The organism is Nocardia sp. XZ_19_231 (assembly GCF_015355705.1).
Classification (GTDB): Bacteria; Actinomycetota; Actinomycetes; order Mycobacteriales; family Mycobacteriaceae; genus Nocardia; species Nocardia salmonicida.
In genome coordinates this window covers 172,395-195,461 of sequence record NZ_JACUZI010000005.1, presented here as the reverse complement: position 1 = coordinate 195,461, position 23,067 = coordinate 172,395, and the positions used below count along the sequence as shown (strand labels likewise).

General features: G+C 67.1%; 23 protein-coding genes. 16 read left to right on the top strand and 7 right to left on the bottom strand.

Translation table 11 applies throughout. The annotated features are described in order from the left end of the window. The 6 genes from IBJ82_RS22900 to IBJ82_RS22875 are packed head-to-tail and all read left to right on the top strand — an operon-like array spanning position 1 to position 6,613. Positions 1–1,194: an amidohydrolase family protein gene (locus IBJ82_RS22900; protein ID WP_063002887.1), complete on the top strand. Its 1,194-nt coding sequence runs from the start codon at positions 1–3 to the stop codon at positions 1,192–1,194. Further along, positions 1,191–2,618 (top strand): FadD3 family acyl-CoA ligase, encoded by a 1,428-nt coding sequence (locus IBJ82_RS22895; RefSeq protein WP_194828019.1) that lies wholly within the window; start codon positions 1,191–1,193, stop codon positions 2,616–2,618. The genes IBJ82_RS22900 and IBJ82_RS22895 overlap by 4 nt, the downstream gene beginning before the upstream one ends. 30 nt (positions 2,619–2,648) lie before the next feature. Continuing rightward, on the top strand, positions 2,649–3,905 hold the full coding sequence (locus IBJ82_RS22890) for an amidohydrolase family protein (RefSeq protein ID WP_194828018.1): 1,257 nt from the start codon (positions 2,649–2,651) through the stop codon (positions 3,903–3,905). Between the two features lie 28 nt (positions 3,906–3,933). Then, positions 3,934–4,236: a DUF4286 family protein gene (locus IBJ82_RS22885; RefSeq protein WP_062980699.1), complete on the top strand. Its 303-nt coding sequence runs from the start codon at positions 3,934–3,936 to the stop codon at positions 4,234–4,236. Beyond that, complete coding sequence (locus IBJ82_RS22880) at positions 4,236–5,369, top strand: acyl-CoA dehydrogenase family protein (protein WP_194828017.1); 1,134 nt, start codon at positions 4,236–4,238, stop codon at positions 5,367–5,369. Before IBJ82_RS22885 ends, IBJ82_RS22880 begins: the two co-directional genes overlap by 1 nt. After that, on the top strand, positions 5,366–6,613 hold the full coding sequence (locus IBJ82_RS22875) for an acyl-CoA dehydrogenase family protein (RefSeq protein WP_194828016.1): 1,248 nt from the start codon (positions 5,366–5,368) through the stop codon (positions 6,611–6,613). Before IBJ82_RS22880 ends, IBJ82_RS22875 begins: the two co-directional genes overlap by 4 nt. Before the next feature lie 51 nt (positions 6,614–6,664). Here IBJ82_RS22875 and IBJ82_RS22870 read toward each other — a convergent pair whose 3' ends face one another. After that, entirely contained in the window at positions 6,665–7,870 is a 1,206-nt protein-coding gene (locus IBJ82_RS22870) for a CoA transferase (protein ID WP_194828015.1), read from the bottom strand. Next, a complete protein-coding gene (locus tag IBJ82_RS22865; RefSeq protein WP_194828014.1) occupies positions 7,870–9,387 on the bottom strand; it encodes an aldehyde dehydrogenase family protein in 1,518 nt (505 codons plus the stop codon). Before IBJ82_RS22865 ends, IBJ82_RS22870 begins: the two co-directional genes overlap by 1 nt. Before the next feature lie 198 nt (positions 9,388–9,585). Here IBJ82_RS22865 and IBJ82_RS22860 point away from each other — a divergent pair, with 198 nt between their 5' ends. The 10 genes from IBJ82_RS22860 to IBJ82_RS22815 all read left to right on the top strand — a co-directional run bounded on the left by IBJ82_RS22860 (position 9,586) and on the right by IBJ82_RS22815 (position 17,689). Next, a complete protein-coding gene (locus IBJ82_RS22860) occupies positions 9,586–10,392 on the top strand; it encodes a TauD/TfdA family dioxygenase (RefSeq protein ID WP_194828013.1) in 807 nt (268 codons plus the stop codon). Then, the gene (locus IBJ82_RS22855; protein ID WP_194828012.1) at positions 10,389–11,093 is read left to right on the top strand and encodes an SDR family NAD(P)-dependent oxidoreductase; all 705 of its coding nucleotides are present in this window, start codon (positions 10,389–10,391) and stop codon (positions 11,091–11,093) included. Before IBJ82_RS22860 ends, IBJ82_RS22855 begins: the two co-directional genes overlap by 4 nt. 64 nt (positions 11,094–11,157) lie before the next feature. Continuing rightward, positions 11,158–12,018: a mycofactocin-coupled SDR family oxidoreductase gene (locus IBJ82_RS22850; RefSeq protein WP_194828011.1), complete on the top strand. Its 861-nt coding sequence runs from the start codon at positions 11,158–11,160 to the stop codon at positions 12,016–12,018. 14 nt (positions 12,019–12,032) lie between these two features. After that, entirely contained in the window at positions 12,033–12,224 is a 192-nt protein-coding gene (locus IBJ82_RS22845; protein WP_056809101.1) for a ferredoxin, read from the top strand. 12 nt (positions 12,225–12,236) lie between these two features. Then, positions 12,237–13,598, top strand: a complete 1,362-nt coding sequence (locus IBJ82_RS22840; protein WP_194828010.1) for a cytochrome P450 — start codon at positions 12,237–12,239, stop codon at positions 13,596–13,598. Between the two features lie 8 nt (positions 13,599–13,606). Continuing rightward, positions 13,607–15,265 (top strand): OB-fold domain-containing protein, encoded by a 1,659-nt coding sequence (locus tag IBJ82_RS22835; RefSeq protein WP_194828009.1) that lies wholly within the window; start codon positions 13,607–13,609, stop codon positions 15,263–15,265. 40 nt (positions 15,266–15,305) lie between these two features. Next, entirely contained in the window at positions 15,306–15,809 is a 504-nt protein-coding gene (locus IBJ82_RS22830) for a DoxX family protein (protein WP_194828008.1), read from the top strand. A gap of 28 nt (positions 15,810–15,837) precedes the next feature. Beyond that, a complete protein-coding gene (locus IBJ82_RS22825) occupies positions 15,838–16,650 on the top strand; it encodes an NAD(P)-dependent oxidoreductase (protein ID WP_194828007.1) in 813 nt (270 codons plus the stop codon). A gap of 5 nt (positions 16,651–16,655) precedes the next feature. Then, the gene (locus tag IBJ82_RS22820; RefSeq protein WP_194828426.1) at positions 16,656–17,468 is read left to right on the top strand and encodes an NAD(P)-binding domain-containing protein; all 813 of its coding nucleotides are present in this window, start codon (positions 16,656–16,658) and stop codon (positions 17,466–17,468) included. Next, positions 17,465–17,689, top strand: coding sequence for an enoyl-CoA hydratase-related protein (locus IBJ82_RS22815; protein ID WP_194828006.1), 225 nt, complete (start codon positions 17,465–17,467; stop codon positions 17,687–17,689). The genes IBJ82_RS22820 and IBJ82_RS22815 overlap by 4 nt, the downstream gene beginning before the upstream one ends. A 115-nt stretch (positions 17,690–17,804) precedes the next feature. Here IBJ82_RS22815 and IBJ82_RS22810 read toward each other — a convergent pair whose 3' ends face one another. From IBJ82_RS22810 to IBJ82_RS22790, 5 genes are read right to left on the bottom strand one after another with little or no spacing between them, the layout of a single operon-like run. Next, complete coding sequence (locus tag IBJ82_RS22810) at positions 17,805–18,176, bottom strand: hypothetical protein (RefSeq protein ID WP_228537552.1); 372 nt, start codon at positions 18,174–18,176, stop codon at positions 17,805–17,807. Further along, entirely contained in the window at positions 18,176–18,880 is a 705-nt protein-coding gene (locus tag IBJ82_RS22805) for an ABC transporter ATP-binding protein (RefSeq protein ID WP_194828004.1), read from the bottom strand. The genes IBJ82_RS22810 and IBJ82_RS22805 overlap by 1 nt, the downstream gene beginning before the upstream one ends. Then, positions 18,877–19,590 carry an ABC transporter ATP-binding protein gene (locus IBJ82_RS22800; RefSeq protein WP_194828003.1) on the bottom strand — a complete coding sequence of 238 codons (714 nt, stop codon included), beginning with the start codon at positions 19,588–19,590 and terminating at the stop codon, positions 18,877–18,879. The genes IBJ82_RS22805 and IBJ82_RS22800 overlap by 4 nt, the downstream gene beginning before the upstream one ends. Beyond that, a complete protein-coding gene (locus IBJ82_RS22795) occupies positions 19,568–21,688 on the bottom strand; it encodes an ABC transporter permease (protein WP_194828002.1) in 2,121 nt (706 codons plus the stop codon). Before IBJ82_RS22795 ends, IBJ82_RS22800 begins: the two co-directional genes overlap by 23 nt. Then, positions 21,688–23,034 carry an ABC transporter substrate-binding protein gene (locus IBJ82_RS22790; RefSeq protein WP_194828425.1) on the bottom strand — a complete coding sequence of 449 codons (1,347 nt, stop codon included), beginning with the start codon at positions 23,032–23,034 and terminating at the stop codon, positions 21,688–21,690. The genes IBJ82_RS22795 and IBJ82_RS22790 overlap by 1 nt, the downstream gene beginning before the upstream one ends. Positions 23,035–23,067: the final 33 nt, after the last annotated feature.

The following is a 23,067-nucleotide window of genomic DNA, read 5'->3' as shown; positions in this document are numbered from 1 at the left end:
ATGACGCAGCTGGATCTGCCGTATCAGTTGTTCGACGCGGACAACCACCTCTACGAAACCAAGGAGGCGCTGACCAAGTTCCTCCCCGCGGAGTACGAGGGGACCATCAAGTACGTCGAGATCAACGGGCGCACCAAGATTGCGGTCCTCGGCCAGATCAGCGAGTACATTCCCAACCCCACGTTCGAGGTTGTCGCCCGTCCCGGCGCGATGGAGGACTACTTCAAGAACGGCAATCCGGAGGGCAAGAGCAAGCGGGAGATCTTCGGCAAGTCGATGCGCTCCATCCCGGCCTTCCGCGAGCCGGGCGCGCGCCTGGAGCTCATGAACGAGCTGCAGTTGAATCGCTCGCTGATGTTCCCCACGCTGGCCAGCCTCGTCGAAGAGCGGATGCGTCACCACCCCGATCTGATCCACGCGGTGATTCACTCGCTGAACCGGTGGTTGCTCGAAACCTGGGGCGAAGACGGCAATTTCGTCTACAAGGACCGCATCTTCACCGTACCGGTGGTGAGCCTGCCCATCGTCGAGAAGGCGATCGAGGAGCTCGACTGGTGTGTCGAGCACGGCGCCAAGGCCATTCTGGTTCGCCCGGCCCCGGTCCCCGGTCTGCGCGGGCTGCGCTCGTTCGCGCTGCCGGAGTTCGACCCGTTCTGGAAGCGGGTGGTCGAGCACGACATTCTCGTCACCATGCACTCCTCCGACAGCGGCTATTCGCGGCACAACGCCGAGTGGGAGGGCTCCAGCCTGGAGATGCTGCCGTTCCAGACCAACACCTTCCGGATGACCACCGAATGGCGTCCGATCCAGGACGCGGTGGCGTCGTGGGTGTGCCACGGTGCGCTGTTCCGCTTCCCCGAACTCAAGGTGGCGGTCATCGAGAACGGCGCGTCGTGGCTGGCGCCGCTGCTGGAGAATCTGGCCGATGTCGCCAAGAAGGCACCGGAGGGCTTCGGCCATCAGGACCCGGTCGAGGCGCTCAAACGCAGTATCTTCGTCAGCCCGTTCTGGGAAGAGGATCTCGGCGGGATCGCCGACCTCATCGGGGTGGACAACGTGCTGTTCGGCTCGGACTACCCGCATCCGGAGGGCCTGGCCGAGCCTGCGCGCTACATCCATGAGATCAAGGATCTGAGCTTGGAGCACCAGGCCAAGATCATGGGTGGCAACCTCGCGAGGCTGCTGAAAGTATGACCTGGGAGACCATCCCGCAGATGGTCCTGAGCGCCGGCGATCGCTTCGGGGATGCCGAAGCGATCGTCGACGGACCACTGCGGTTGAGCTTCACCGATCTCGCGGACCGAGTACGCAGGGCCGCGGGCGCGTTCGCGGCTGCGGGCATCGAGAAGGGCGACCGGGCGGCGATCTGGGCGCCCAACTCGGCCGAGTGGATCATCGCCGCGTTCGGGTTGGTCACCGCGGGTGGCGTGCTGGTACCGATCAATACCCGATTCAAGGCCGAGGAAGCCGCCGACGTCGTGCGGCGCAGTGGCGCCGAGCTGCTGTTGGTGCAGCAGGGCTTCCTCGGGACGGAATACACGGGCCCGCAGGGCGTCCCGGTGATCGATCTGAAATCGGACTTCCTGGCCAGCGGTGAGCCTTTCGAGCGGACGATGAACGGCACCGACATCGCCGACATCATCTACACCTCGGGCACCACGGGTCGCCCCAAGGGCGTGATGATGAATCACCGGCAGACCCTGCGGCTGTACGCGGAGTGGTGCGATCTGGCCGACCTGCGCGAGGGTGACCGCTATCTGATCGTCAACCCGTTCTTCCACACCTTCGGCTACAAGGCGGGGGTGATCAGCTCGCTGATCCGCGGCGCCACCATCCTGCCGGTGCCGGTGTTCGAGATCGATCGGGTGCTCGAACTCGTCGAACGCGAACGGGTGACGATGCTTCCCGGGCCGCCCACCCTGTACCACGCCCTGCTCGACGCTCCCGATACCCACGATCTGTCGTCCTTGCGGACCGCGGTCACCGGGGCCGCCGACATTCCGGTCGAACTGATCCGGCGGGTCAAGACCGAACTGCCGTTCCAGTCGATCATGACCGGCTACGGGCTCACCGAAGCCGGAACCGCGACGGCGTCCCGTCCCAGCGACAGCTTCGAGCAGGTCGCGACGACCGTCGGAACCCCGTGTGACGGCGTGGAGGTGCGCATCGCCGAAGACGGCGAAGTGCTGGTCCGCGGATACTCCGTCATGCAGGGCTATTTCGACGATCCGGACGCGACCACCGCGACCATCGATGCCGACGGATGGCTGCACACCGGCGACCTCGGCAGTCTCGATCTGGACGGCCGCTTGCGGATCAACGGCCGCAAGAAGGACATGTTCATCGTCGGTGGCTTCAATGCCTATCCCGCCGAGGTCGAGGCCTTCCTGCTCGAGCACCCCGCCGTGGCCCAGGTCGCAGTGGTGGGTGTGCCCGACGAGCGGCTCGGGCAGGTCGGCCGCGCCTTCGTCGTCGCGAAAAGCCCGGTGTCGGAAGCAGAACTGGTGTCGTGGGCCCGCGATCGGATGGCCGGCTTCAAGGCACCTCGATCCGTGCGGTTCCTCGACGAGTTGCCGCTCAACGCCACCGGCAAGGTCATGAAAGACCAACTGCGTTAACCGTATTCGCCTGACTCCGAGGAACCCTCCATGAACTTCACCGACATGATCCTGGTCAGCATCGATGACCATGTGGTCGAGCCTGCCGATATGTTCGCCCGGCACACACCGAAGAAATATGCCGATTACATCCCGAAACTGATCACCAGCGAACAGGGCATCGATCAGTGGGTCTATCGAGGTAAGCCGGTGGGCGTCACCGGTTTGAACGCTGTGGTGGGGTGGCCGAAGGAAGAGTGGGACAAGAATCCGGCTCGCTACGCGGAGATGCGTCCGGGGGTCTACGACATCCACAGCCGGGTGGCGGACATGAATGCCAACGGAATTCTGTCCTCGATGTGCTTTCCGACGTTCGCCGGATTCAGCGCGGGGCATCTGAGTCAGTTCAAGGACGAGATCACCATCGCGGTGATCTCGGCCTACAACGACTGGCACATCGATGAATGGTGTGCGGCCTACCCCGGCCGGTTCATTCCGAATGCCATTCTGCCGCTGTGGGAACCAGCGCTGGCCGTGGCCGAGATCAACCGGGTCGCCGCCAAAGGATTCCGTGGCGTCACCATGCCCGAACTCCCCCACATCGACGGATTGCCCTCCTACCACGACGGTGAGTACTGGGGCCCGGTCTGGGCCGCGCTCGCCGAGACCGGGCTGGTGATGAACCTGCACATCGGACAGGGTTTCGGGGCGCTGCGGTTGGCGCCGAACGCACCGATCGACAACCTCATGTGCCTCGCGCCGACGGTGTCCCAGATCGCGATCCAGGACCTGCTGTGGGGTCCGGCGCTGCGCACCTATCCCGGCCTGAAGGTCGCGCTGTCCGAGGGTGGGATCGGGTGGATTCCGTTCTACCTGGACCGCTCCGACCGCCATTACACCAATCAGAAATGGCTGCGCCGCGACTTCGGCGGCCGGATGCCGAGCGATGTGTTCCGCGAGCACGTCATGGCCTGCTATGTCACCGACCGCAACTCGCTCAAGATGCGCCACGAGATCGGGATCGACATCATCGCGTGGGAGTGCGACTACCCGCACTCGGACTCGCTGTTCCCCGATGCCCCGGAATTCGTGCTGGAAGAACTCAACAGCGCCGGCGCCGATGACAGCGACATCCATCAGATCACCTGGCAGAACGCCTGCCGATTCCTCAACTGGGATCCTTTCACCCATATTTCCCGCGAGGAGGCGACGGTCGCGGCACTGCGGAACAAGGCCCGCGATGTCGACCTGACCATCCGGCCTCGGGCGGAATGGGCCGAACGCTATGCCGCCCAGCACATCAGCTGATCACTCGAACCAACCGAAGGACATTGTCATGCACCTGATCGTTTTCTCCAGTCCGCGCGCGGGCATGGACGAGGAATACAACACCTGGTACACCGAGGTCCACATCCCCGACATGCTGGCGATACCCGGGGTCAAGTCCTGCAACCGATTTCGCGCCCAACCGGTAGGCGGGCAGCCCCCGGAATTCGCCTATCTGGCCGATTACGATATCGACGGCGACGCCGGTCCGGTGCTGAAGGAAATCCAGGCCCGCTCCGCTGACGGGCGCATCCAGCTCAGCCCGGCCATCGACCCGGCAGCCATGAAAGTGACTGTCTGGGAATCACTCTGATGGACTTCGAGTTCTCCGGTGATCAGCGGTTGTTCCGCTCGACCACCCGCGAATTCCTCGCGAAATCCGTTCCCCTCGACGTCGTGCGCGGCCTCGCCGCGTCCGGCGTCGGGTTCGACCGCGAGTGGTGGCGGCAAGGTGCCGAACTGGGTTGGACGGCACCGCTGGTCCCGGAGCGGCTCGGCGGCGGATCGGTCTCGGCGGTGCCGATGGCCGACCTCGCACTGGTCGCGATGGAGTTCGGGCGGGCCTGCGCACCGGGCCCGCTCGTCACCACAAGCGCCGTGCTGACCTCCCTGGTCAGGGAGCAGAACCGCTTCGTGGACCTGCTCGCCACGGTGCTCAGTGGTGAAACCATCGCCGCCTGGGCACATTACGAGCCGGGCCACGGACTGGAGGCCGCGGCGGTCGACACCCTCGCGGTGCCCCAGGGCTCCGGATTCCGGATCTCCGGTGTCAAGGATCGGGTGGAGTGTGGCGATCAGGCGGACGTGTTCCTGGTGTCGGCCCGCGGTCCCGACGGACCGGTCCAGGTCCTGATCGCCGCCGACGCACCGGGTGTCACCGTCATTCCGACCTGGACGCTCGACCTCGTACGCCGCACCGCGAAGGTCTCCTTCGTCGACGTCGTGGTCGGCGAAGACGCGGTGGTCCAGCGCTATCCGGGCGAAACCGCCGCGGCGCTGGATACCCAGGTGCAGGTCGCCGCCGCGCTCACCGCCGCGGAGTCGACCGGCGCGGCCGAGCACGCCTTCGAACTGACCGTGCAGTGGATGTCGGACCGCTACACCTTCGGTCGGCAGTTGGCGTCCTACCAGGCGCTCAAACATCGTGCGGCAGATCACAAGACCGCACTCGCGGCCTGCTGTGCCACCGCGTGGGCCGCTGCCAACTCTTTCCACGGCGACCCGACCAGAACCGCCGAAGCCGTCAGCGTCGCGAAGTCCTACATCGGCGCTGTCGCCCCCGGCCTGCTCCAGGATTGCGTGCAGATCCATGGCGGCATCGGGGTGACCTGGGAACACGATATCCATCTCTACCTGCGGCGGGTCACCCTCGGACGCGCGCTGTACGGAACGCCGGAGGAGCATCGGCGTCGCCTCACCGAGCTCCTGGACAGGAAGGTCGCATGACCGAGCAGAGCACCGCCGATCTCGAGCCCGTCGACGAGTTCCGCATTCGCGCCCGACGGTGGTTGTCGAACAACCTCACGCCCGCACCGCCGGACCAGCACGGGGAAACCGGTAAGTCCGAGGCATCCTGGCAGCGCGCCAAGCAGCTGCAACGCGTCCTGTACGACGGTGGCTTCGCGGGCATCTGCTTTCCGAAGGAGTACGGCGGGCTCGGCCTGACGCCCGCGCATCAGCGGGTGTTCAGCGAGGAGTCGCGCGCCTACGAAATGCCGCTGGCACTCAACATTCCGACTCTGACCATCTGCGCTCCGACGATTCTGGACATGGGCAGCGAGGACCAGAAGCGCACCCATATCTCGGCGGTGCTGCGTGGTGAGGAGTTGCTCGTGCAATTCTTGTCCGAACCGCGCGGTGGCTCGGACCTGGCCGGGCTGACCACCCGTGCCGAGCGCAGGGGCGATACCTGGATCCTCAACGGCGCCAAGATCTGGAGCTCGGGCGCCTACGCGGCCGACTACGGGCTGTGCCTGGCCCGCACCGATTGGACGGTGCCCAAACATGCCGGGCTCACCATGTTCCTGGTTCCGGTGCGCGCCCCGGGTGTCACCATCGGGCGGATCACCCAGGTGGACGGATCTCAGGAGTTCTGCCAGGAATTCTTCGACGATGTCGTGCTGCCCGCCGACGCGGTCCTCGGTGAGATCAACGGCGGGTGGGACACGACGAACCGGCAGTTGTTGCACGAGCGCAGCGCGGTCGGCGGCGCGTCGCCGTATGCCAGCGGCGTGCAGACCCACAGTGGTCGTGACGTGTCCGGGCTCGTCGAACTGGCAAGGCGCACCGGGCAACTCGACGATGCGCGGGTCCGGGAAGACATCGGGGAGGCGCGGGCCATGAACATGGTCCACGACCAGCTGATCGGCCATGTCACCCGCGGGATCGCGGCAGGAGCGCTCGTGCCCGCTGCCGGATCGATGGTCCGCCTGTTCAGTGCCCGGAATTCGTGGCTGCAAGCCGATATGGCGGTACGGATCGCGGGCGCCGCCGCCGCAACCGGTTCCGACGCCGAAGACGCCGGAACCGGCCGAGCCGGACAGGATTACCTGATGCGCCAAGCGTGGAGCTTGGCCGGCGGCAGCACCGAGATGGCCCGCAACATCATCAGCGAGCGGGTACTCGGGATGCCCCGCGAGGCAGCCGCCGACCGGGGTCTGCCGTTCGATCAGGTCCAGCACGGCCGCTAGACCGACTTCCGGCGGCGACCGAACGGCCGCCGCCGGAAGTCGGCGATTTCCCTAGGTGATCGCGCCCGCTGTCTTGAGGGCGATGACCCGTTCCCAGTCCAGCCCGAGTTCGAGGAGGATCTCCTCGGTCTGCGCGGCGAACTCCGGGCCCGGCGCCAGTTCGGGCGCGGTGACGTCGAATTGCACCGGGTTGGAGACCAATTCGAGCTCACCGGCCCGCACCAGGTATTCGTTGGCCCGGATCTGCGGGTCGTCGCCGACCTGCAGGCTGTCCTGCACCGGCGCCCACGGTCCGGACAGGGTGGTCAGACGCTGGGTCCACTCGGCGAGGGTTGCGCTCGCGAACGCCTCCCGCAGGATCGCCACAGCCTCCTGCGTATTGGCCGCGATATCCGCGGCGGTGCCGAACCGGGGGTCCGCCGCCAGCTCCGGACGGCCGATATGACGGCACACATCGGCCCAGAATTTGGTGGGCTGCAACATCACCAGCGACAGGTAGCGACCGTCTGCCGTGGCGTACAGGCCCGAGAGCGGATTGGTCGGCGCGCCATGGGCGCCCGGCACCGGTGCCACCATCGGCTCACCGAGGTGCGCCGAGAGCGCGATGGTGTGGCCCAGCGCCCACAGGCCGCTGCCGAGCAGCGAGACATCGACCACCGACGGCTCGCCCGTGCGTTCCCGCTTGAGCAGCGCCGCCGCGATGCCACCGGCGAGGTTCGTCCCGGAGATGGTGTCGCCGAAGGCGGGTCCCGGTGGCGAGATCATGCCCTCGGTGCCCGGCGGGGTGATGGTGGCGGCGACCGCGCCGCGGCACCAGAAGGCGGTCATGTCGAACCCGCCCTTGTCCGACTCCGCGCCGCGTGGGCCCAGCGCACTGCCGCGGGCGTAGACGATCTTCGGGTTCACGGCGCGGATGTCGTCCACGTCGATCCCGAATTTCGTGCGCGCCTGGGGCAGAAAGCTGGTGAGGAACACATCCGCACCACGGGCGAGCTCGTGGATCACCTCGCGCCCCTCTGGCACCGACATGTCGACGCCGATGCTGCGTTTGCCCCGATTGGCATGTTCGACATTGGGATTGGGGTCACCGTCGACCCGGAAGCGCCCGATCTGTCGAAGGCCGCGTTGCGGATCGCCAGTGACCGCGTGTTCGACCTTGATGACATCGGCGCCCCAATCGGCCAGCACCGCTCCCGCCGACGGCACGAAGCCGTACATCGCGACCTCGAGTACGCGAATTCCCTCCAGCGGCCGCACTACTCGGCACCGCCCGACGCTTCGCTCAACCCGACGATCGCCGCGTAGGTCTTGCTCTCCAGGAATTCCTCGAGCCCGGCGACGCCGCTTTCTCTGCCGATTCCCGACTGCTTGAAACCACCGAAGGGTGCGTCCGGCGAGAAGTAGTTGCCGCCGTTGATGCTGAAGGTACCGCTGCGGATCCGCCGGGCGAGGGCGAGCGCACGGTCGGCATCGGCGCTGAAGATCGCACCGGAGAGGCCGTAGATCGAATTGTTGGCGATGCGCACGGCATCGTCGTCATCGTCATAGGGAATCACGACGAGCACCGGTCCGAAGACCTCTTCCTGGGCAATCTCGCTGTCGGGGTCGACACCGGCGAGCAGGGTCGGCGCGTAGAAGAAGCCCGGGTCGACCTTGGTGCCACCGGTGACCAATGTGGCTCCGGCGGCGACCGCGCGCTCGACCAGGCCGTGCACCTTGTCGCGCTGTTTCGCACTGATCAACGGCCCCATATACGTTTTCGGGTCACTGGGGTCGCCACTGCTGACCCAGCCGAGATTGGTGGCGACCAGTTCGACGATCTCGTCGTGGCGGTCCCGTGGTACCAGCAGCCGGGAGGTGAGCGCACAGCCCTGTCCGGCGTGCGTGCAGATGGTGAACGCGGCGAACACCGCCGTGGTGGCGAAGTCGGCGTCGTCGAGCAGGACCATGGCGGATTTGCCGCCCAGCTCGAGGAAGACCCGCTTGAGCGATTCGCTCGCCGCCGCCATGATCTGGCGCCCGACCGGGGTGGAGCCGGTGAAGGTGATCAGGTCCACGTCGGGATGGGTGGTCATCAGCTTGCCGATCGCGACATCGGCGGCCGACAACACGTTCACCACGCCGGGCGGGATGTCGGTGTGCTCGGCGATCAGTTCACCGAGCGCGAGTGTGGCCAGCGGTGTGTCGGGGGCCGCCTTGAGCACGACCGTGCAGCCGGCGGCCAGGGCGGGCATGAGTTTGGCCAGGGCCAACTGGTGCGGGTAGTTGTAGGCCACGATCGCCGAAACGACTCCGGCTGGTTCCTTTTCGATCCAGCGCCGGTGGCGCTCACCACGGATCTCGAGCTCGCCGAGTTCCTCGGTCAACGAGTACGCGGGCAGCAGATCGGCGTAATAGCGAGCGATCTCGATCGGGAAGTCGAGTTGGTTGCCGTGGGTGAGGCGCCGGGTGGCGCCGACCTCGGCGATGGTCAGTTCGCGCAGGTCCTCCACGTTGTCGAGCAGTGCCCGATGGAGTTGGTCGAGGCAGCGGGCCCTGAACGCGGCATCGGTCGACCAACTGGTGGTGTCGAAGGCTCGACGGGCGGCGGCGATGGCCGCCTCGGTCTGTTCGAGCGTGGCTTCGGGCGCGTAGCCGTATACCTCGCCGGTCGCGGGATTGAGCGAGGCGAATGTGTGTTTTGCCTCGACCAGCTGTCCGTCTATCAGCAACCGCTTGGTGACTGCCGTGGTCGGCGCCGACGCGCCGACCGAGTCCGTGTCCTGGGATGACATCCCGTCTCCTCGCTGAGCGTTGGAAATGTGATTCTCACTTCAAGAGAACAATATATCCATACACCTCGGCGCGTATCAGCCGGATGCCGCGACCCACACCCCGATCAGCAGCACGCCCTTCGCAAAAAGGGCGATATCAGGCCTTGCGAAGGAACTCTCAGCGAGAGTACGGTTCTCGCAACTGGAAGGGAGATTCTTGTGATCCACACTACAGCGCTGCGTCCCACGATCGGGGTGGAAGTCACCGGCGTCGCCGATCTGCACGACGACACGGTGATCAGCCGGTGCCTCGAGGCACTGAAATGGCGCGGTGTGCTGGTCGTGCGCGGTCTGCACCTCGACGACGACGCGCAACTCGCGTTCTGCCGCGAGCTGGGCACGGTGTTGGCCCCCGGCGGCCGGGAGATCTTCACGATCACTCTCGATCCCGCGAAGAACCGTGCGGCCAAATACCTGGAGGGCACGTTCTTCTGGCACATCGACGACACCACCAACGAGGTGCCGGCCAAGGCCACCGTGCTGACCGCTCGCCATGTCGCCATGGAAGGCGGCGGCACCCAGTTCGCCAGCACTTACGCCGCTTACGAGAACCTCCCCGAAGCGGACCGCAAGCGCTACGAGGGGCTGCGGGTGGTACACAGTTTCGAGGCGTCGCAGCGACTGGTGCACCCTGATCCGACACCCGAACAGGTCGCCGACTGGCGTACCCAGCCCTCCCACGAGACGGCCCTGGTCTGGGAGCGCGCGGACGGCCGCAAGTCCCTGGTGATCGGCGCCACGGCCGATCACATCGTCGGCATGGATCCCGAGGAAGGTCGGGCGCTGCTGGACGAGTTGCTCGACTGGTCGACGCAGGAGCGCTTCGGCTACACCCATGACTGGTCCGTCGGCGACCTGGTGATCTGGGACAACACCGGAATCCTGCACCGGGCCTTGCCCTATCAGGCGTCCTCCGAGCGCGAGCTGCACCGGACCACCCTCGCCGGCGAGGAGGCGTGGGCGTGAAAACCGCAGTGGTCACCGGCGGTGGCTCCGGCATCGGACTCGCTGTCGCGCAACGACTCAAAGCAGACGGGTATCACGTCGCCACCCTCGATCTGCGGCCGACCGAAACCGAATTCGCCCACGCCGCCGATGTCGCCGATCCCGAGCAGGTGCGCGACGCCCTCGACGCGGTCCGCACCGCGCTCGGTCCGGTGACGATCCTGGTCAACGCCGCGGGGCTCGACGGCACCGGCCGATTCGTCGATATCGACTTCGCGCAGTGGCAGCGGGTGGTCGACGTCAACCTCAACGGCGTCTACCACTGCATTCAAGCCGTCCTGCCCGACATGCTCGAGGCCAAATGGGGCCGCATCGTCAACATCTCCTCGTCGAGCACACATTCGGGTCAACCGTTCATGGCGCACTACGTCTCGGCCAAGTCCGCGGTGAACGGGCTGACGAAGTCGTTGGCGCTCGAACTCGGTCCGGTGGGCATCACGGTCAACGCCATCCCGCCCGGTTTCATCGACACCCCGATGCTGCGCAAGGCCGAGTCGGCCAAGCTGCTCGGCGGCACGATCGACGACCACATCCAGCGCACCCCCGTGCGGCGAGTGGGGCAACCCGAGGACATCGCCGCCGCGTGCTCGTTCCTGATCTCCGAGAGCGCCGGGTACATCACCGGGCAGGTCCTCGGCGTCAACGGCGGACGCAACACCTAGCCGTACCAATCCAGACAACGGGCTCACCTTCCGGTGGGCACCGCACACACCGAAAGGAATTCCCGTGGGACGCGTCGAGGGCAAGGTCGCCTTTATCACCGGAGCCGCACGAGGCCAGGGCCGCAGTCATGCGGTGCGTCTGGCCGCCGAGGGCGCCGACATCATCGCCGTCGATATCTGTCAGGACATCGACTCCATTCAATACCCGCTGTCGCGTCCCGAGGACCTGGACGAAACGGCTCGACTGGTCGAGAAGTCGGGGCGGCGCATCGTCACCGTCCAGGCTGATGTGCGCGATGCCGCGCAGATGCGCGACGCCGTCGCGCACGGGGTGCAGGAACTGGGCCGCCTCGACATCGTGGTGGCTCAAGCCGGTGTCGCCGGGATGAAGGGCGAGCCGCAGTGGCAGGCCTGGACCGATGTGCTCGACACCAACCTGACCGGCGTGCTCAACGCCATCCACGCCGGGCTGCCCCACCTCGAAGCCGGCGCTTCGATCATCGCCACCGGCTCCCTCGCCGCGCTGATGGATATCAGCAAGGTGGACCAGCCGGGCAAGGATCCGGGTGGCGTCGCGTACATGGTCGCCAAGCGCGCGCTGTCGATGATCGTGCACGAACTCGCCACCCACATCGCGCCGAAGAAGATCCGCGCCAACGTCATTCACCCGACGAACTGCAACACCCCGATGTTGCAGAGCGAGCCGATGTACCGCTCGTTCCGTCCCGATCTCGAGCATCCGACCCGCGCGGACGCCGAACCTGCCTTCCACACCATGCAAGCCATGCCGGTCCCCTATGTCGAGCCCGAGGACATCAGCGACGCAGTGCTGTTCCTCGCATCCGACGAGTCCCGTTTCATCACCGGCACCCAGTTGCGGGTGGACGCGGGCGGCTATCTGAAGTGGTACGACTACCACGCCTGAAAGGAATTCCCGCCGTGAAGGTTCGAGTCGATTCAGAGCGCTGCCAGGGCCACACCCTGTGCGCGATGACCGCTCCCCAATCATTCGAGTTGAGCGAGTTCGACGGCCATTCGTCGCCGGTCAGCGAGGATGTCTCGCCCGACCAGGAGGAGCAGGTGCGCGAAGCAGCTCACTCCTGCCCGGAACGCGCCATCGCTATTTCCTGAGAGGACACCGCCATGAGCGTCAACGATGTGGCGACCGACGAGGCACGCAAGAAACCTAATTTCTCGTTCGATCGATTCGCCCCCGAATACCGCGACGAATTCGTCGCGACCACCGAATCCATGCAGGAACAGTGCCCGATCGCCTGGACCGACACCCACGACGGGCACTGGGTCGCGGCGGGCAACCGTGAAGTCTTCGAACTCGCACGCTGCCCGCACATCTCCAACGACCACGATACGGCCGGGGTGCGGCGCGGCTACAAGGGCATCTCCATTCCGAAAGCCCCACGGGCCAGCGGGGTTCGGGGCGGCATCCTGGAGATGGACGAGCCCGAGCATCGCGAGGTGCGTTCGGCACTGAACCCCTACCTGTCCCCCGCCGCCGTCGCCCGGTGGATCCCGTTCATCGACGAGATCGTGCGGGCGGCGATCGACGAGAAGATCGAGTCGGGCCGGATCGATTTCGTCGACGAGCTGGCCAATATCGTGCCCGCCGTGCTGACGCTGGGCATGTTGGGTATCCCGCTCGCGAATTGGACGATCTACAACGAGCCGGCCCATGCGTCGGTATACACACCGCCTGACTCCCCGGAGTATCCGCGGGTGGCGGAGATGCACCGGACGATGGGAATCGATCTGCTGCAGAATCTGTTCGAGATCCGGGAGAACCCACGACCCGGCCTGATCAACGCGATCAACAACGCGACGATGAACGGCGAACCGCTTCCCGATATGGAAATGCTGGGCATGCTGGGGCTGCTCATCGGCGGCGGCTTCGACACCACGACCGCGCTCACCGCGCACGCCCTGGAGTGGCTGTCGGAGAACCCGGATCAGCGCGAGACGTTGAGCCGGGATCGAGACGAGCTCCTCGATTCCGCAACCGAGGAATTCCTGCGTTACTACACGCCCGCCCCGGGTGACGGGCGCACGATCGCCGAGGATTGCGAGGTCGTCGGCACCGAGTTCAAGGAAGGCGACCGGGTGTGGCTGTCGTGGGCGATGGCCAATCGCGATCCGGCCGTCTTCGACGACCCGAACGAGGTCATCCTGGACCGACGACGCAACCGGCACTACAGCTTCGGGCTCGGCGTCCACCGGTGCATCGGTTCGAACGTGGCGCGCACCGTGTTCAAGCGCATGCTGCTCGCCGTTCTCGACCGGATGCCGGACTACCGCTGCGATCCCGAAACCACGGTGCACTACGACACCATCGGGGTCATCCAGGGCATGCGGCATCTTCCGGCAACGTTCACCCCCGGCCCACGCCTCGGGCTCGGACTCGACGAGACGCTGGTGAGACTGCAGAAGATCTGCGACGAGGAGCAACTCGCGGCACCTGTCACGGCCCACCGGGACGCCAGCACACAGTGAGGAACGAGATGTCCGAGGCATCGGGGCGGCCACTGCCCCTGGTGACCGCGGAGAACGAATTCTTCTGGACCGCAGGCGCCGACGGTCGCCTGCGGATCCAGGAGTGCGGTTCTTGCGCGGCCCTGATCCATCCACCGCAGCCGGTGTGCCGGTACTGCCACGGGCACATCCTCGGTGTCCGCGATGTCTCCGGCTTCGCCACACTCATCGGCTTCACCGTCAACCAGCGGTTCAGTGTGCCGGGGATGACCGCGCCGTATGTCGTGGCCCAGGTCGCGGTCGAGGAAGATCCCCGGGTCAGGCTCACCACCAATGTGGTGGGCTGCGATCCGGCCGACCTCGTGCTGGGAATGCGGATGGAGGTCGTCTTCGAACAGGACGCGGATGTGTGGTTGCCGCTGTTCCGGCCCACCGCCGAACAGCCGGAACCCGCACCCCTGCCCACCGACGAGATCGAGCCGCACCGGTTCGGCGAGCACGTGCGGCCGATGATCGGCCGGGACAAGTTCGAGGACAAGGTCGCCATCACCGGCATCGGCATGTCGGAAATCGGTCGGCGCCTGATGGCTTCGCCGCTGTCGCTGACGATTCAGGCGTGTGAGCGCGCTGTCGCCGATGCCGGTCTCACCATGGCCGACATCGACGGTCTGTCGACCTATCCCGGTGGCGGCAATGTCGGTGGTTTCGGCGAGGGCGGGGTGAGCGCGCTCGAGGCCGCGCTCGGTCTCCGACCGACCTGGTACAACGGCGGTTTCGAGACCTTCGGTCCCGGCGGGTCGGTGATCGCGGCGATGCTGGCCGTCGCCGGCGGTCTGGCCCGGCACGTGCTGTGCTTCCGCACCGTGTGGGAGGCGACGTACAACGAGCTGATCCGCACCGGCAAGATCACGCCGACGGGCGGCCGGACCACCAGTTGGATGATGCCCTTCGGCGCCACCTCGGCCGCGCATACGTTGGCGCAGAACGCCCAACGACATTTCCATCGCTACGGCACCACCAGGGAAACACTGGGCTGGATCGCACTGAACCAACGAGCCAATGCCGCATTGAATCCGACGGCGGTCTATCGCGAACCCCTGACGATGCAGGACTACCTCGAGGCCAGACCGGTCACCACCCCGTTCGGACTCTACGACTGTGATGTGCCCTGCGACGGAGCTGTCGCCGTGCTGGTCTCGGCGATCGACACCACACCGGATCTGGCCAAGCCACCGGTGCGGGTGGCCGCGGTCGGTACCCAGATCCTCGAACGGATCGAGTGGGACCAGAGCACCCTCACCCATGAACCACAGGTGCTCGGCCAGGCCGCGCACCTGTGGTCGCGTACTTCGCTGCGCCCGGCCGATGTCGATGTCGCCGAACTCTACGACGGATTCACCTTCAACTGCCTGTCCTGGATCGAAGCCCTCGGCTTCTGCGGGATCGGCGAGGCCAAGGACTTCCTGGAGGGCGGCAAGAACATCGCCCGCGACGGCTTGCTCCCCCTCAACACCCACGGCGGCCAGCTCTCGCACGGCCGGACCCACGGCATGGGGTTGTTGCACGAGGCGGTCAGCCAGCTGCGCGGGGAGGCCGGGCCGAGACAGGTCGCCGGTGCGCGGGTCGCTGTGACCAGCAGCGGTGGTCTGACGCCCAGCGGTGTGCTCCTGTTGACCAGCGAGAACTGATTTCGATCGAGCCGCGCAGTCGTGGCTCAGGAGGTAACCCATGGATGTCACCGATGTGGCGCCGACCCTGCTGCGGCTGGTCGTCGGTGCCACGATGATCGCGCACGGACTCAATCACTGGCTCGGTGGCGGCCGAATCGCGGGCACGGCCCGCTGGTTCAGCGGTCTCGGCCTGCGCAACGGCGTCTTGCAGGCGTGGGCGAGTGTGCTCACCGAGGTCGGGGCCGGCGTGCTGCTGATCCTCGGCCTCGGTACGCCACTGGCGTGCGCGGCGGTGATCGCGGTGATGCTCGTCGCCGGGTTGCTCGCGCACCTGGCGAACGGATTCTTCGTGTTCAAGGAGGGGTACGAGTACGTGCTCGTCCTGGCGGTGGTGGCGCTGGCGCTGGCCTTCCTCGGACCGGGGCGGCTGTCGATCGACCATGCCGCCGACATCACCGTCACCGGCTGGGCGGGCGGCGCCATCGCCCTCGGCGTAGCCGTCGTGTCGACCGCGGGACTGCTCGCGCTGTTCTGGCGTCCACAGCCCGAACAGACTGCGTGAGCAGCACATTCGAACGGGAGGTGCGCTGATGCGCGTCGGATTCATCGGATTGGGTAGTCAGGGTGCGCCGATGGCGCAGCGAATCGTGGCGGCCGGGTACCGGACCACCCTGTGGGCCCGCAGACCCGCCACGCTCGAGCCTTTCGCCGATACCACGGCCGAAGTCGCGCACACACCGCGCGCCCTCGCACAGGCCAGCGACTTGGTCTGCCTGTGCGTGGGTAACGACGCCGACATCCGCGACGTCCTGACCGGCGAGGACGGGGTACTCGGCGGACTGGCACCGGGCGCGATCGTGGCCGTGCACAGCACGATTCATCCCGACACCTGCCGCGAACTCGCCGGCAAGGCCGCGGCACAGGGTGTCACGCTGATCGACGCGGCGGTCAGTGGTGGCGCGCCCGCGGTCGCCCAGGGGCGTCTGCTCGTCATGGTCGGCGGCCCGGTCGAGGCGGTCGATCTGTGCCGACCGGTGTTCGAGACCTACGCCGATCCTGTTGTGCACCTGGGCGATATCGGGGCAGGCCAGGTCACCAAACTGCTCAACAACCTGTTGTTCACCGCCAATCTCGCGACCTCGGCGAGCACCCTGGCGCTCGGCCGCGACCTCGGTGTCGACCAGGCCAAGCTCGGCGAGGTGATCGCGCACGGGTCGGCGAACAGCTTCGCCCTCGGCCGCATCCTGGCGGGCACCTTGGCCAGGATCGGCGAACACGCCGGGCACACGCTGCGCAAGGACATCCAACTGCTCGCCGATCTCGCGGCCGGGTCCGACGCGGACACCGGTGTGGCGCTCACCGCGGCCGATGCCACGCTGAGCCTGATCGATCACGCTCGGTGACAGCCCTGCGGGTGGGGTTCGTCGGGGTAGGGCGGATGGGCGCTCCGATGGTGGGCCGCCTCGTCGCGGCCGGACACGAGGTGCGCGCGCTCGGGCGGTCCAGCGGGGCACGCAAGCGGGTCACCGCGTCCGGCGCCGAGCCGGTGTCGTTCACCGCCGCGGTCGGCACCGGAGCCGCCGCGGTCGTGATCTGCGTGTTCACCGATGATCAGGTCCGTGAAGTCTGTCTCGACACTCCGTTGCTGTCGAGCATGCCTGCCGGGTCGGTGCTCATCGTGCACACCACCGGTAGCCCGCGAACCATCGAAGATGTCGCCGCGCTGGCCGCCACTCGAGATATCAGCGTCGTGGACGCTCCCATCAGTGGCGGACCGCCCGATATCGACGCGGGCGCCGTCACCGTGTTCGCCGGCGGCACCAAGAAAGCCGTCGCCCGTGCCGGACCTGTGTTGCGATGCTACGGCGACCCGGTGTTGCACGTGGGCCCGCTCGGCACGGGGCAGCGGGTGAAGCTGGTCAACAACGCGCTCTTCGCGGCCCAACTCGGCCTGGTCACCGAAGCCGTCCAGCTGGCCACCCGACTCGGCGTCGACGAATCGACCGTACTGACGGCCCTCCAGCACGCCAGCGGGGCCAGCCGCGCCGCCGCGAGCGTCGCGGCCAAAGGCTCGGTCGCCGCGTTCAGCGCCTCGGTCGGCGAATTCATCCGCAAGGACGTCGCCGTGGTGCGCATGCTGGCCGCCGAACTCGGCGCGCCCATGGGCGTACTCGACAGCGCCATCGACGCCCAATTCCTCGATTCGGAGCGCAGGCCATGATCTCGGCCGACGGCGCCGACTTCCTCGCCGGTCCGCAGTACGCCGCGTTCGTCCGACTGGCCACGGGCCGGCACCGCATTCCCGTGATCGGCGCGGCCAACGGCACCGCGGTGAGCGGCGGGCTGGAACTGCTGCTCGGCAGCGACGTCATCATCGCCTCGGCCACGGCGAAGTTCGGGTTCCCCGCGACACCCGCAGACTCAGCCACTGGCAGTCGGTGATCGGCACCGAGACCGATGCCGATGGCGTCCTGTCGTTCCTCGACGAGCGGGAACCCCGCTGGGAGGACCGCTGATCGGGGGCGCTCCCCACCCCGGGGCGCTCCCGATCAGATCCTCATCGAGCCGCGGCAACCGTATCGTCGAGATGAATCCGGTTCTCCGACAGTCGGTCCCCGAGCCGGTCGAGGTCGTAGGACTGGCGGGCCATCCAGAAGCGAAGGACACCGGTCAGCGAGTAGCGCACGAACAGTGCGGCGCCGACGACGCTGGCGGCCACCCCGGTGAGCGCCAGCGCCAGCGCGTCGCGCTGCGCGAGCGGATCGGAGGTGTTGTGCGCCAGGAAATAGGCGAGCACGGCCAGCGCCGGGCCCGCTACCATCAGGACGGCGCCAAGGCGCAGCCACAGACTGCCCCGGCCCGCGGCCGGATCGGGGATCTTCAGATCGGCCAGTTCGCGGGCGAAGCGGTCGGCACGTGTTTCGGTCATCATTGACTTCCTAGGTAGAGGTTGGCCAGTTCGCGGCGGAGTTCGCCGTCGGCGGGCCCCTGGTATTCGATGCGGCCGCGCACCAGCACGGCCGCGTGATCGGCGATGTCGAGCACGGCGGCGGCGAACTGCTCGACCACCAGCACCGCCACGCCTTGTCGAGCGATCTCGGCGACCTGCTCGTAGAGTCGCTCGACCACCAACGGGGCCAAGCCCATGGACAGTTCGTCGAGCAGCAGCACGGCGGGATCGGTGGCCAATCCCCTGGCGAGGGCGAGCATCTGCTGTTCGCCGCCCGACATCGTGCCCGCGATCTGATCGGCGCGCTCGGCGAGAATCGGGAATCGGCTGAACGCCACCTCCTCGATCTCGGCGTGGGTCTTGCCGGTGAAGGTCATCATCAGCAGGTTGTCGCTCACCGACAGGTTGGGGAACACGCCACGGCCCTCGGGGATCAGGCAGACCCCGGCGGCGGCCAGATCGCGAGGGTCCGCCCCGGTGACGTCGCGGCCGCCGAGTACGAGTCGGCCGGTCGTGACCGCGTGCACCCCGGCCGCGACGCGCAACGTGGTCGTCTTGCCCGCACCGTTGGGCCCGAGCAACGCGACCACCTCGCCCGCGGCGACCCGCAGGTCGAGCCCGTGCAGCACGGTGATCGCATCGTAAGCCGCACGGACACCGTGTAGTTCGAGTGCGAAGGTCATCCTTCTCCTAGGTAGGCGGCGAGTACGGCGGCGTCACGACGGATCACCTCGGGCGGACCGGAGCTGATGATCTTGCCCAGGTCGAGCACGTAGAGCTGATCGCAGACGTTCATGACCAGGCCCATGTCGTGTTCGACGAGCAGAACCGCGACACCGTCGTCGGCCAGCGACCGCAACAGCGCGGCGAACCGCTCGGTTTCGGTGTGGTCCAGGCCGGCCGCCGGCTCGTCGAGCAGGACCACGCTGGGCCGGGCAGCCATCGCCCGGCCCACCTCGACCAGCCGACCGGTGCCGGTCGGCAGCTCGTCGGCGGTGGTGTCGGCGACCTCGTCCAGGCCGAGCCTGCCGAGGAGTTCGTCGACGATTCCGGCGGCGGCGCGCCGGTGCCGTCCGAGCTCGGCGGCGACCAGTAGATTGTCGCGAACGCTCAAGCGGCCGAACAGTTCCAGCCGCTGAAAGGTCCGTGCCAGCCCGTGTCCGGCGCGGCGGGAGGGCCCCAGCCGGGTGACATTGCGGCCGTTCATCGTGACCCGGCCGGTCATCGGTCGCCGCAACCCGCAGATCACGTCGAACAGGGTGCTCTTGCCCGCGCCGTTCGGACCGATCAGGCCGGTCACCCGGCCCGCCTCGGCGCACAACCCGGCCCGGTCGAGGGCGCGGTGACCACCGAAGGTCACCGTGACCTCCTCAACTTCGAGTAGTGATGCCACGATCGAGCATCTCCTTGTCTGCTGTGGTCCACGGCCGTTCGATGCCGAGCCATTCGACCGGCACCTGCGCGGGCGTGGGCGGACGGTTACGCAGATTCGCCCAGCGCGGCACGACGATGGCGGCGATCAGCGCGCCTGCGGTGAACACGTAGCCGTTGACGACGTCACCCACGCGCAGCGCCCACAGCAAGGCCAGTCCGCCGATCAGCACCGCCATCGCGACTCGATCACGCAGTGCCGCAGCCCATTCGCGGCGCATATGCGCCAGCGCGCCCTGGCCGAGGAACCCGCCGCTGAACGCGATACCACCCAGCGCGGGCAGCACGTGGACGAGGTTCGTCAGCGCTGGGAACAGCACGGGAATCGCGTTGAGCGGTCCCGAATAGACGGCGCCGGTGAACAAGCCGCTGCCGACCGCCCCGAGCCCGGCGATGACCACGATCAGGAAGATCGGCAGGCCGGCGACGAATCCGAACTGTTCGGCGGTCACCGACCGCAACTGCATGCCGTAGAGCGCCCCGCCGAGTCCGGCGATCGCCGCCGACAGCGAGAACACCAGCATCTTGGCCGCCAGCAGGTTCCCCCCGAGAGTGGCGTAGGCGGCCTCGCTGTCGCGCAGGGCGATCAACCGTCTGCCGAGTCGGCTGCGGCGCAGCATCGCCACCCCGAATCCGGCCAGCCCGAGCACGACCGCCGCGAAGACGGTCACCTGCGCGGTACTGGTCAATTGGATCCCGAACAGGCTGGGGCCGACCAGATCCACCGATCCTTGATCGAACAGGGCGATCCGCACCCCGAACACCTCGAACGAGGGCAGGGTGAAGATCCAGCGGTCGAGCACCACCGCGAACGCGGCCGTGCCGAGCGCGAGGTACACCCCGGACAGCCGCAGCGCGGGCAACGCGATCAGCGCGCCGACAGCGCCCGCGATCGCCATGGCGGCGAGCAACGCCCACCATTGCCCGTCGGCGCCCAGATGGGCGTAGGCGACTGCGCCGATCCCGGCGATGCTCAACTGGCACAGCGAGATCTGACCCGCGAAACCGGCGAGCGGAACGAACGACAGCGCGATCACGCCGAAGGCGAAGATCAGGCCGTAGGTGATCAGATCCGCTTCGCTGAGCAGAGTGGCGAGCATGACCCCGACCACCGCGACGACGACCGCGAACACGGCCGAACCACGCACGGTCGGCAGCGGCACGGGGCTCAACCGCCGATCACGCCCACGCAACCGCCCGTGCGGGAACAACAGCAGCGCGACGAGCAGCAGCAGCGCGGGCGCGGCCAGCCGCAGTCCGGGCAGATACTCGTTCTGCGGCAGGTACCCGGTGAGGTAGCTCTCCAGGCAGCCGACGACGACCGCACCGAGAAAAGTCATCGGCAGACTGCGCAGCCGTCCGAAGATCGCCGCACTGTAGGCGCTGACGATCAGCAACGACAGTTGCGCCGCGTCCAGGGCCACCATCGGCGCGATGAGAATGCCGCCGACGGCCGCCAACTCGATGCCGAGCATCCAGGCCACCCGGTTGGCGCGCTGCGGGTCGGCGCCGGTGAGCCCGACCAGGGCCCGATCGTCGACGGTGGCCCGCATCTCCGCGCCGGTTCTGGTCCGGTACAGCAGGATACGCAGGGCAACGGCCACCACCACCGCGACGACCATGGTCAACGCCTGATGCCAGGTGATGGTCACCGATCCCAGGTGTAGCGGTCGTTGCTCGGCGAAGAACCGCGGCAGGGTGCGCGCCACGTCCGGATTCCAGATCCAGCGCGCGGTGAGCATCAGGCCGCTGAGCAACGCCACCGTCATGACCAGCTTCTCGGCGTCGCCGAGCCCCTGGGTCGGCGCCAGCGCCTGCGCGAACGCCAACCCGAACAGTGGCGCGAACACCAGTAACACCAGGGCCACCGCGATCGGCGTCGGCACGCCCCAGCCCACCGTGAACTGCCAGTACACGAAGGCCGACATCATGCCCGCCGCGCCGTGCGCGAAGTTGAAGACACCGGTCGTGGTGAAGGTCAGGACAAGGCCGCTGCCGATGATGGCGTAGATCGCGGCGGTACTGAGCCCGACGATGCCGAAAGCGATGAACTGCTCCATTATTTGACGTCGCTCATGCTCTTGCCGACGTCGGCCAGTGTCAGCGGGCGGCCGTACTCCTTGGTGTAGACGTAGGGCTTCATGTCGCAGCGGAACGGGCCGGTGTCGGGCTTGAAGTCCGCGATCGTCCAGCCCTGCGCGGTCGCCTTCATCACGTTGAAGCACTTGGGCGGCACGGTGTGGGTCGACATGTCGGCGGGCGCCTGCAAACCACCCCCGGTCCACGCGGTCTCCTTGCGCGCGGTCTCCACGACGCAGGTGCGGGTGAGGTTGTCACCGCAGCTCGAAGCCGCCTTCGCGAACAACAGCCACTGGATCAGCGAGCGCAGCCCGTTGTAGGTCAGTTTCCCGTCGGGTGCGTACCGGGCGAACAGATCCTTCGCCCGCTGCACCGCGGGGGCGCCGGCCGCGGACTCCAGCGGCACCGTCCCCGACAGGTCGGCGAAGTTGTTCTGGGCGGACAGGGACGTGCGGGCCAGTTCGAGGAACGCGGGGGTGTAGGCGTTGCTGGTGACGTCGACCCAGTCCAGCTTGTAGTCCATGCTGGTGAGCACATCCTCGAGCTTGGCGAGGCTGCGGAAGTCACCGAGGAAGATCAGACCCTTCACGCCCTTGGCCTTGATGGACTGCGCGTAAGGCGTCCAATCCGAGACTCCGGCCGCCGGATAGAGGTCGTTGTAGATCAGGGTCGCGCCCTCGGCGGGCAGCGACTCCCCGTACCGGTCCGCCATGGACTTCACCACCGGCGAGTCGGCCACGATGATGCCGACAGCGCCCGCCGACGCCGGGTACGCCTCTTTGAACAGCCACTGATGCATGCCCGCGTAGGTGTCGTAGGGGCGTGAGGAGGAGGCGCCGGACCCCACTTGGAGATCCGAACCGGTGTTCTCGACCTGAGCCACCTGTGAGGGGAACTCGGGCAGCGTGCAGGAGAGCCGATCTTTGACCCCGAGGGAATCGAGTGCGGCGGAGCCACCGACCAGCGCGAAGTCCTCGCGGCAGGCTTCCAGCATCCGCTGGCGGACCTCGAGCAGTTTCGCGTCACGGATGTTGAAAGCCAGCTTGCGACCGTTGATTCCGCCGTTGTCGTTGCACCAGGAGGTGAAAACCTTGGCGGCATCGACCAGTTCGGGGTTCTTGGTGAAGCCCATGTCGGTGAACACACCGACTTCGATCTGCTGCGGCGTCACCCCCTGCGTGGGCGAACTCGTCGAATTGCCGGATTGACAGACGCCGGTCAGGTCACCGAACTCGCTCGTCACCGCCTTGCCGCCCGATGGCGCGGTCTCTTCGACGCCGCTGCCGGTGCGGCCGCTACAGCCCGCCACCAACAACGTAGTCGCCATCAAAGCGACGAGTATTCGCTGCGATCTCACCGA

What these genes read in the sequence shown, in the direction of transcription:
- IBJ82_RS22900 (WP_063002887.1), top strand. Translation starts at nt 1, where the DNA reads ATGACGCAGCTGGATCTGCCGTATCAGTTGTTCGACGCGGACAACCAC.
- IBJ82_RS22895 (WP_194828019.1), top strand. Translation starts at nt 1,191, where the DNA reads ATGACCTGGGAGACCATCCCGCAGATGGTCCTGAGCGCCGGCGATCGC.
- IBJ82_RS22890 (WP_194828018.1), top strand. Translation starts at nt 2,649, where the DNA reads ATGAACTTCACCGACATGATCCTGGTCAGCATCGATGACCATGTGGTC.
- IBJ82_RS22885 (WP_062980699.1), top strand. Translation starts at nt 3,934, where the DNA reads ATGCACCTGATCGTTTTCTCCAGTCCGCGCGCGGGCATGGACGAGGAA.
- IBJ82_RS22880 (WP_194828017.1), top strand. Translation starts at nt 4,236, where the DNA reads ATGGACTTCGAGTTCTCCGGTGATCAGCGGTTGTTCCGCTCGACCACC.
- IBJ82_RS22875 (WP_194828016.1), top strand. Translation starts at nt 5,366, where the DNA reads ATGACCGAGCAGAGCACCGCCGATCTCGAGCCCGTCGACGAGTTCCGC.
- IBJ82_RS22865 (WP_194828014.1), bottom strand. Translation starts at nt 9,387, where the DNA reads ATGTCATCCCAGGACACGGACTCGGTCGGCGCGTCGGCGCCGACCACG.
- IBJ82_RS22840 (WP_194828010.1), top strand. Translation starts at nt 12,237, where the DNA reads ATGAGCGTCAACGATGTGGCGACCGACGAGGCACGCAAGAAACCTAAT.
- IBJ82_RS22835 (WP_194828009.1), top strand. Translation starts at nt 13,607, where the DNA reads ATGTCCGAGGCATCGGGGCGGCCACTGCCCCTGGTGACCGCGGAGAAC.
- IBJ82_RS22830 (WP_194828008.1), top strand. Translation starts at nt 15,306, where the DNA reads ATGGATGTCACCGATGTGGCGCCGACCCTGCTGCGGCTGGTCGTCGGT.
- IBJ82_RS22825 (WP_194828007.1), top strand. Translation starts at nt 15,838, where the DNA reads ATGCGCGTCGGATTCATCGGATTGGGTAGTCAGGGTGCGCCGATGGCG.
- IBJ82_RS22815 (WP_194828006.1), top strand. Translation starts at nt 17,465, where the DNA reads ATGATCTCGGCCGACGGCGCCGACTTCCTCGCCGGTCCGCAGTACGCC.
- IBJ82_RS22810 (WP_228537552.1), bottom strand. Translation starts at nt 18,176, where the DNA reads ATGACCGAAACACGTGCCGACCGCTTCGCCCGCGAACTGGCCGATCTG.
- IBJ82_RS22805 (WP_194828004.1), bottom strand. Translation starts at nt 18,880, where the DNA reads ATGACCTTCGCACTCGAACTACACGGTGTCCGTGCGGCTTACGATGCG.
- IBJ82_RS22795 (WP_194828002.1), bottom strand. Translation starts at nt 21,688, where the DNA reads ATGGAGCAGTTCATCGCTTTCGGCATCGTCGGGCTCAGTACCGCCGCG.
- IBJ82_RS22790 (WP_194828425.1), bottom strand. Translation starts at nt 23,034, where the DNA reads ATGGCGACTACGTTGTTGGTGGCGGGCTGTAGCGGCCGCACCGGCAGC.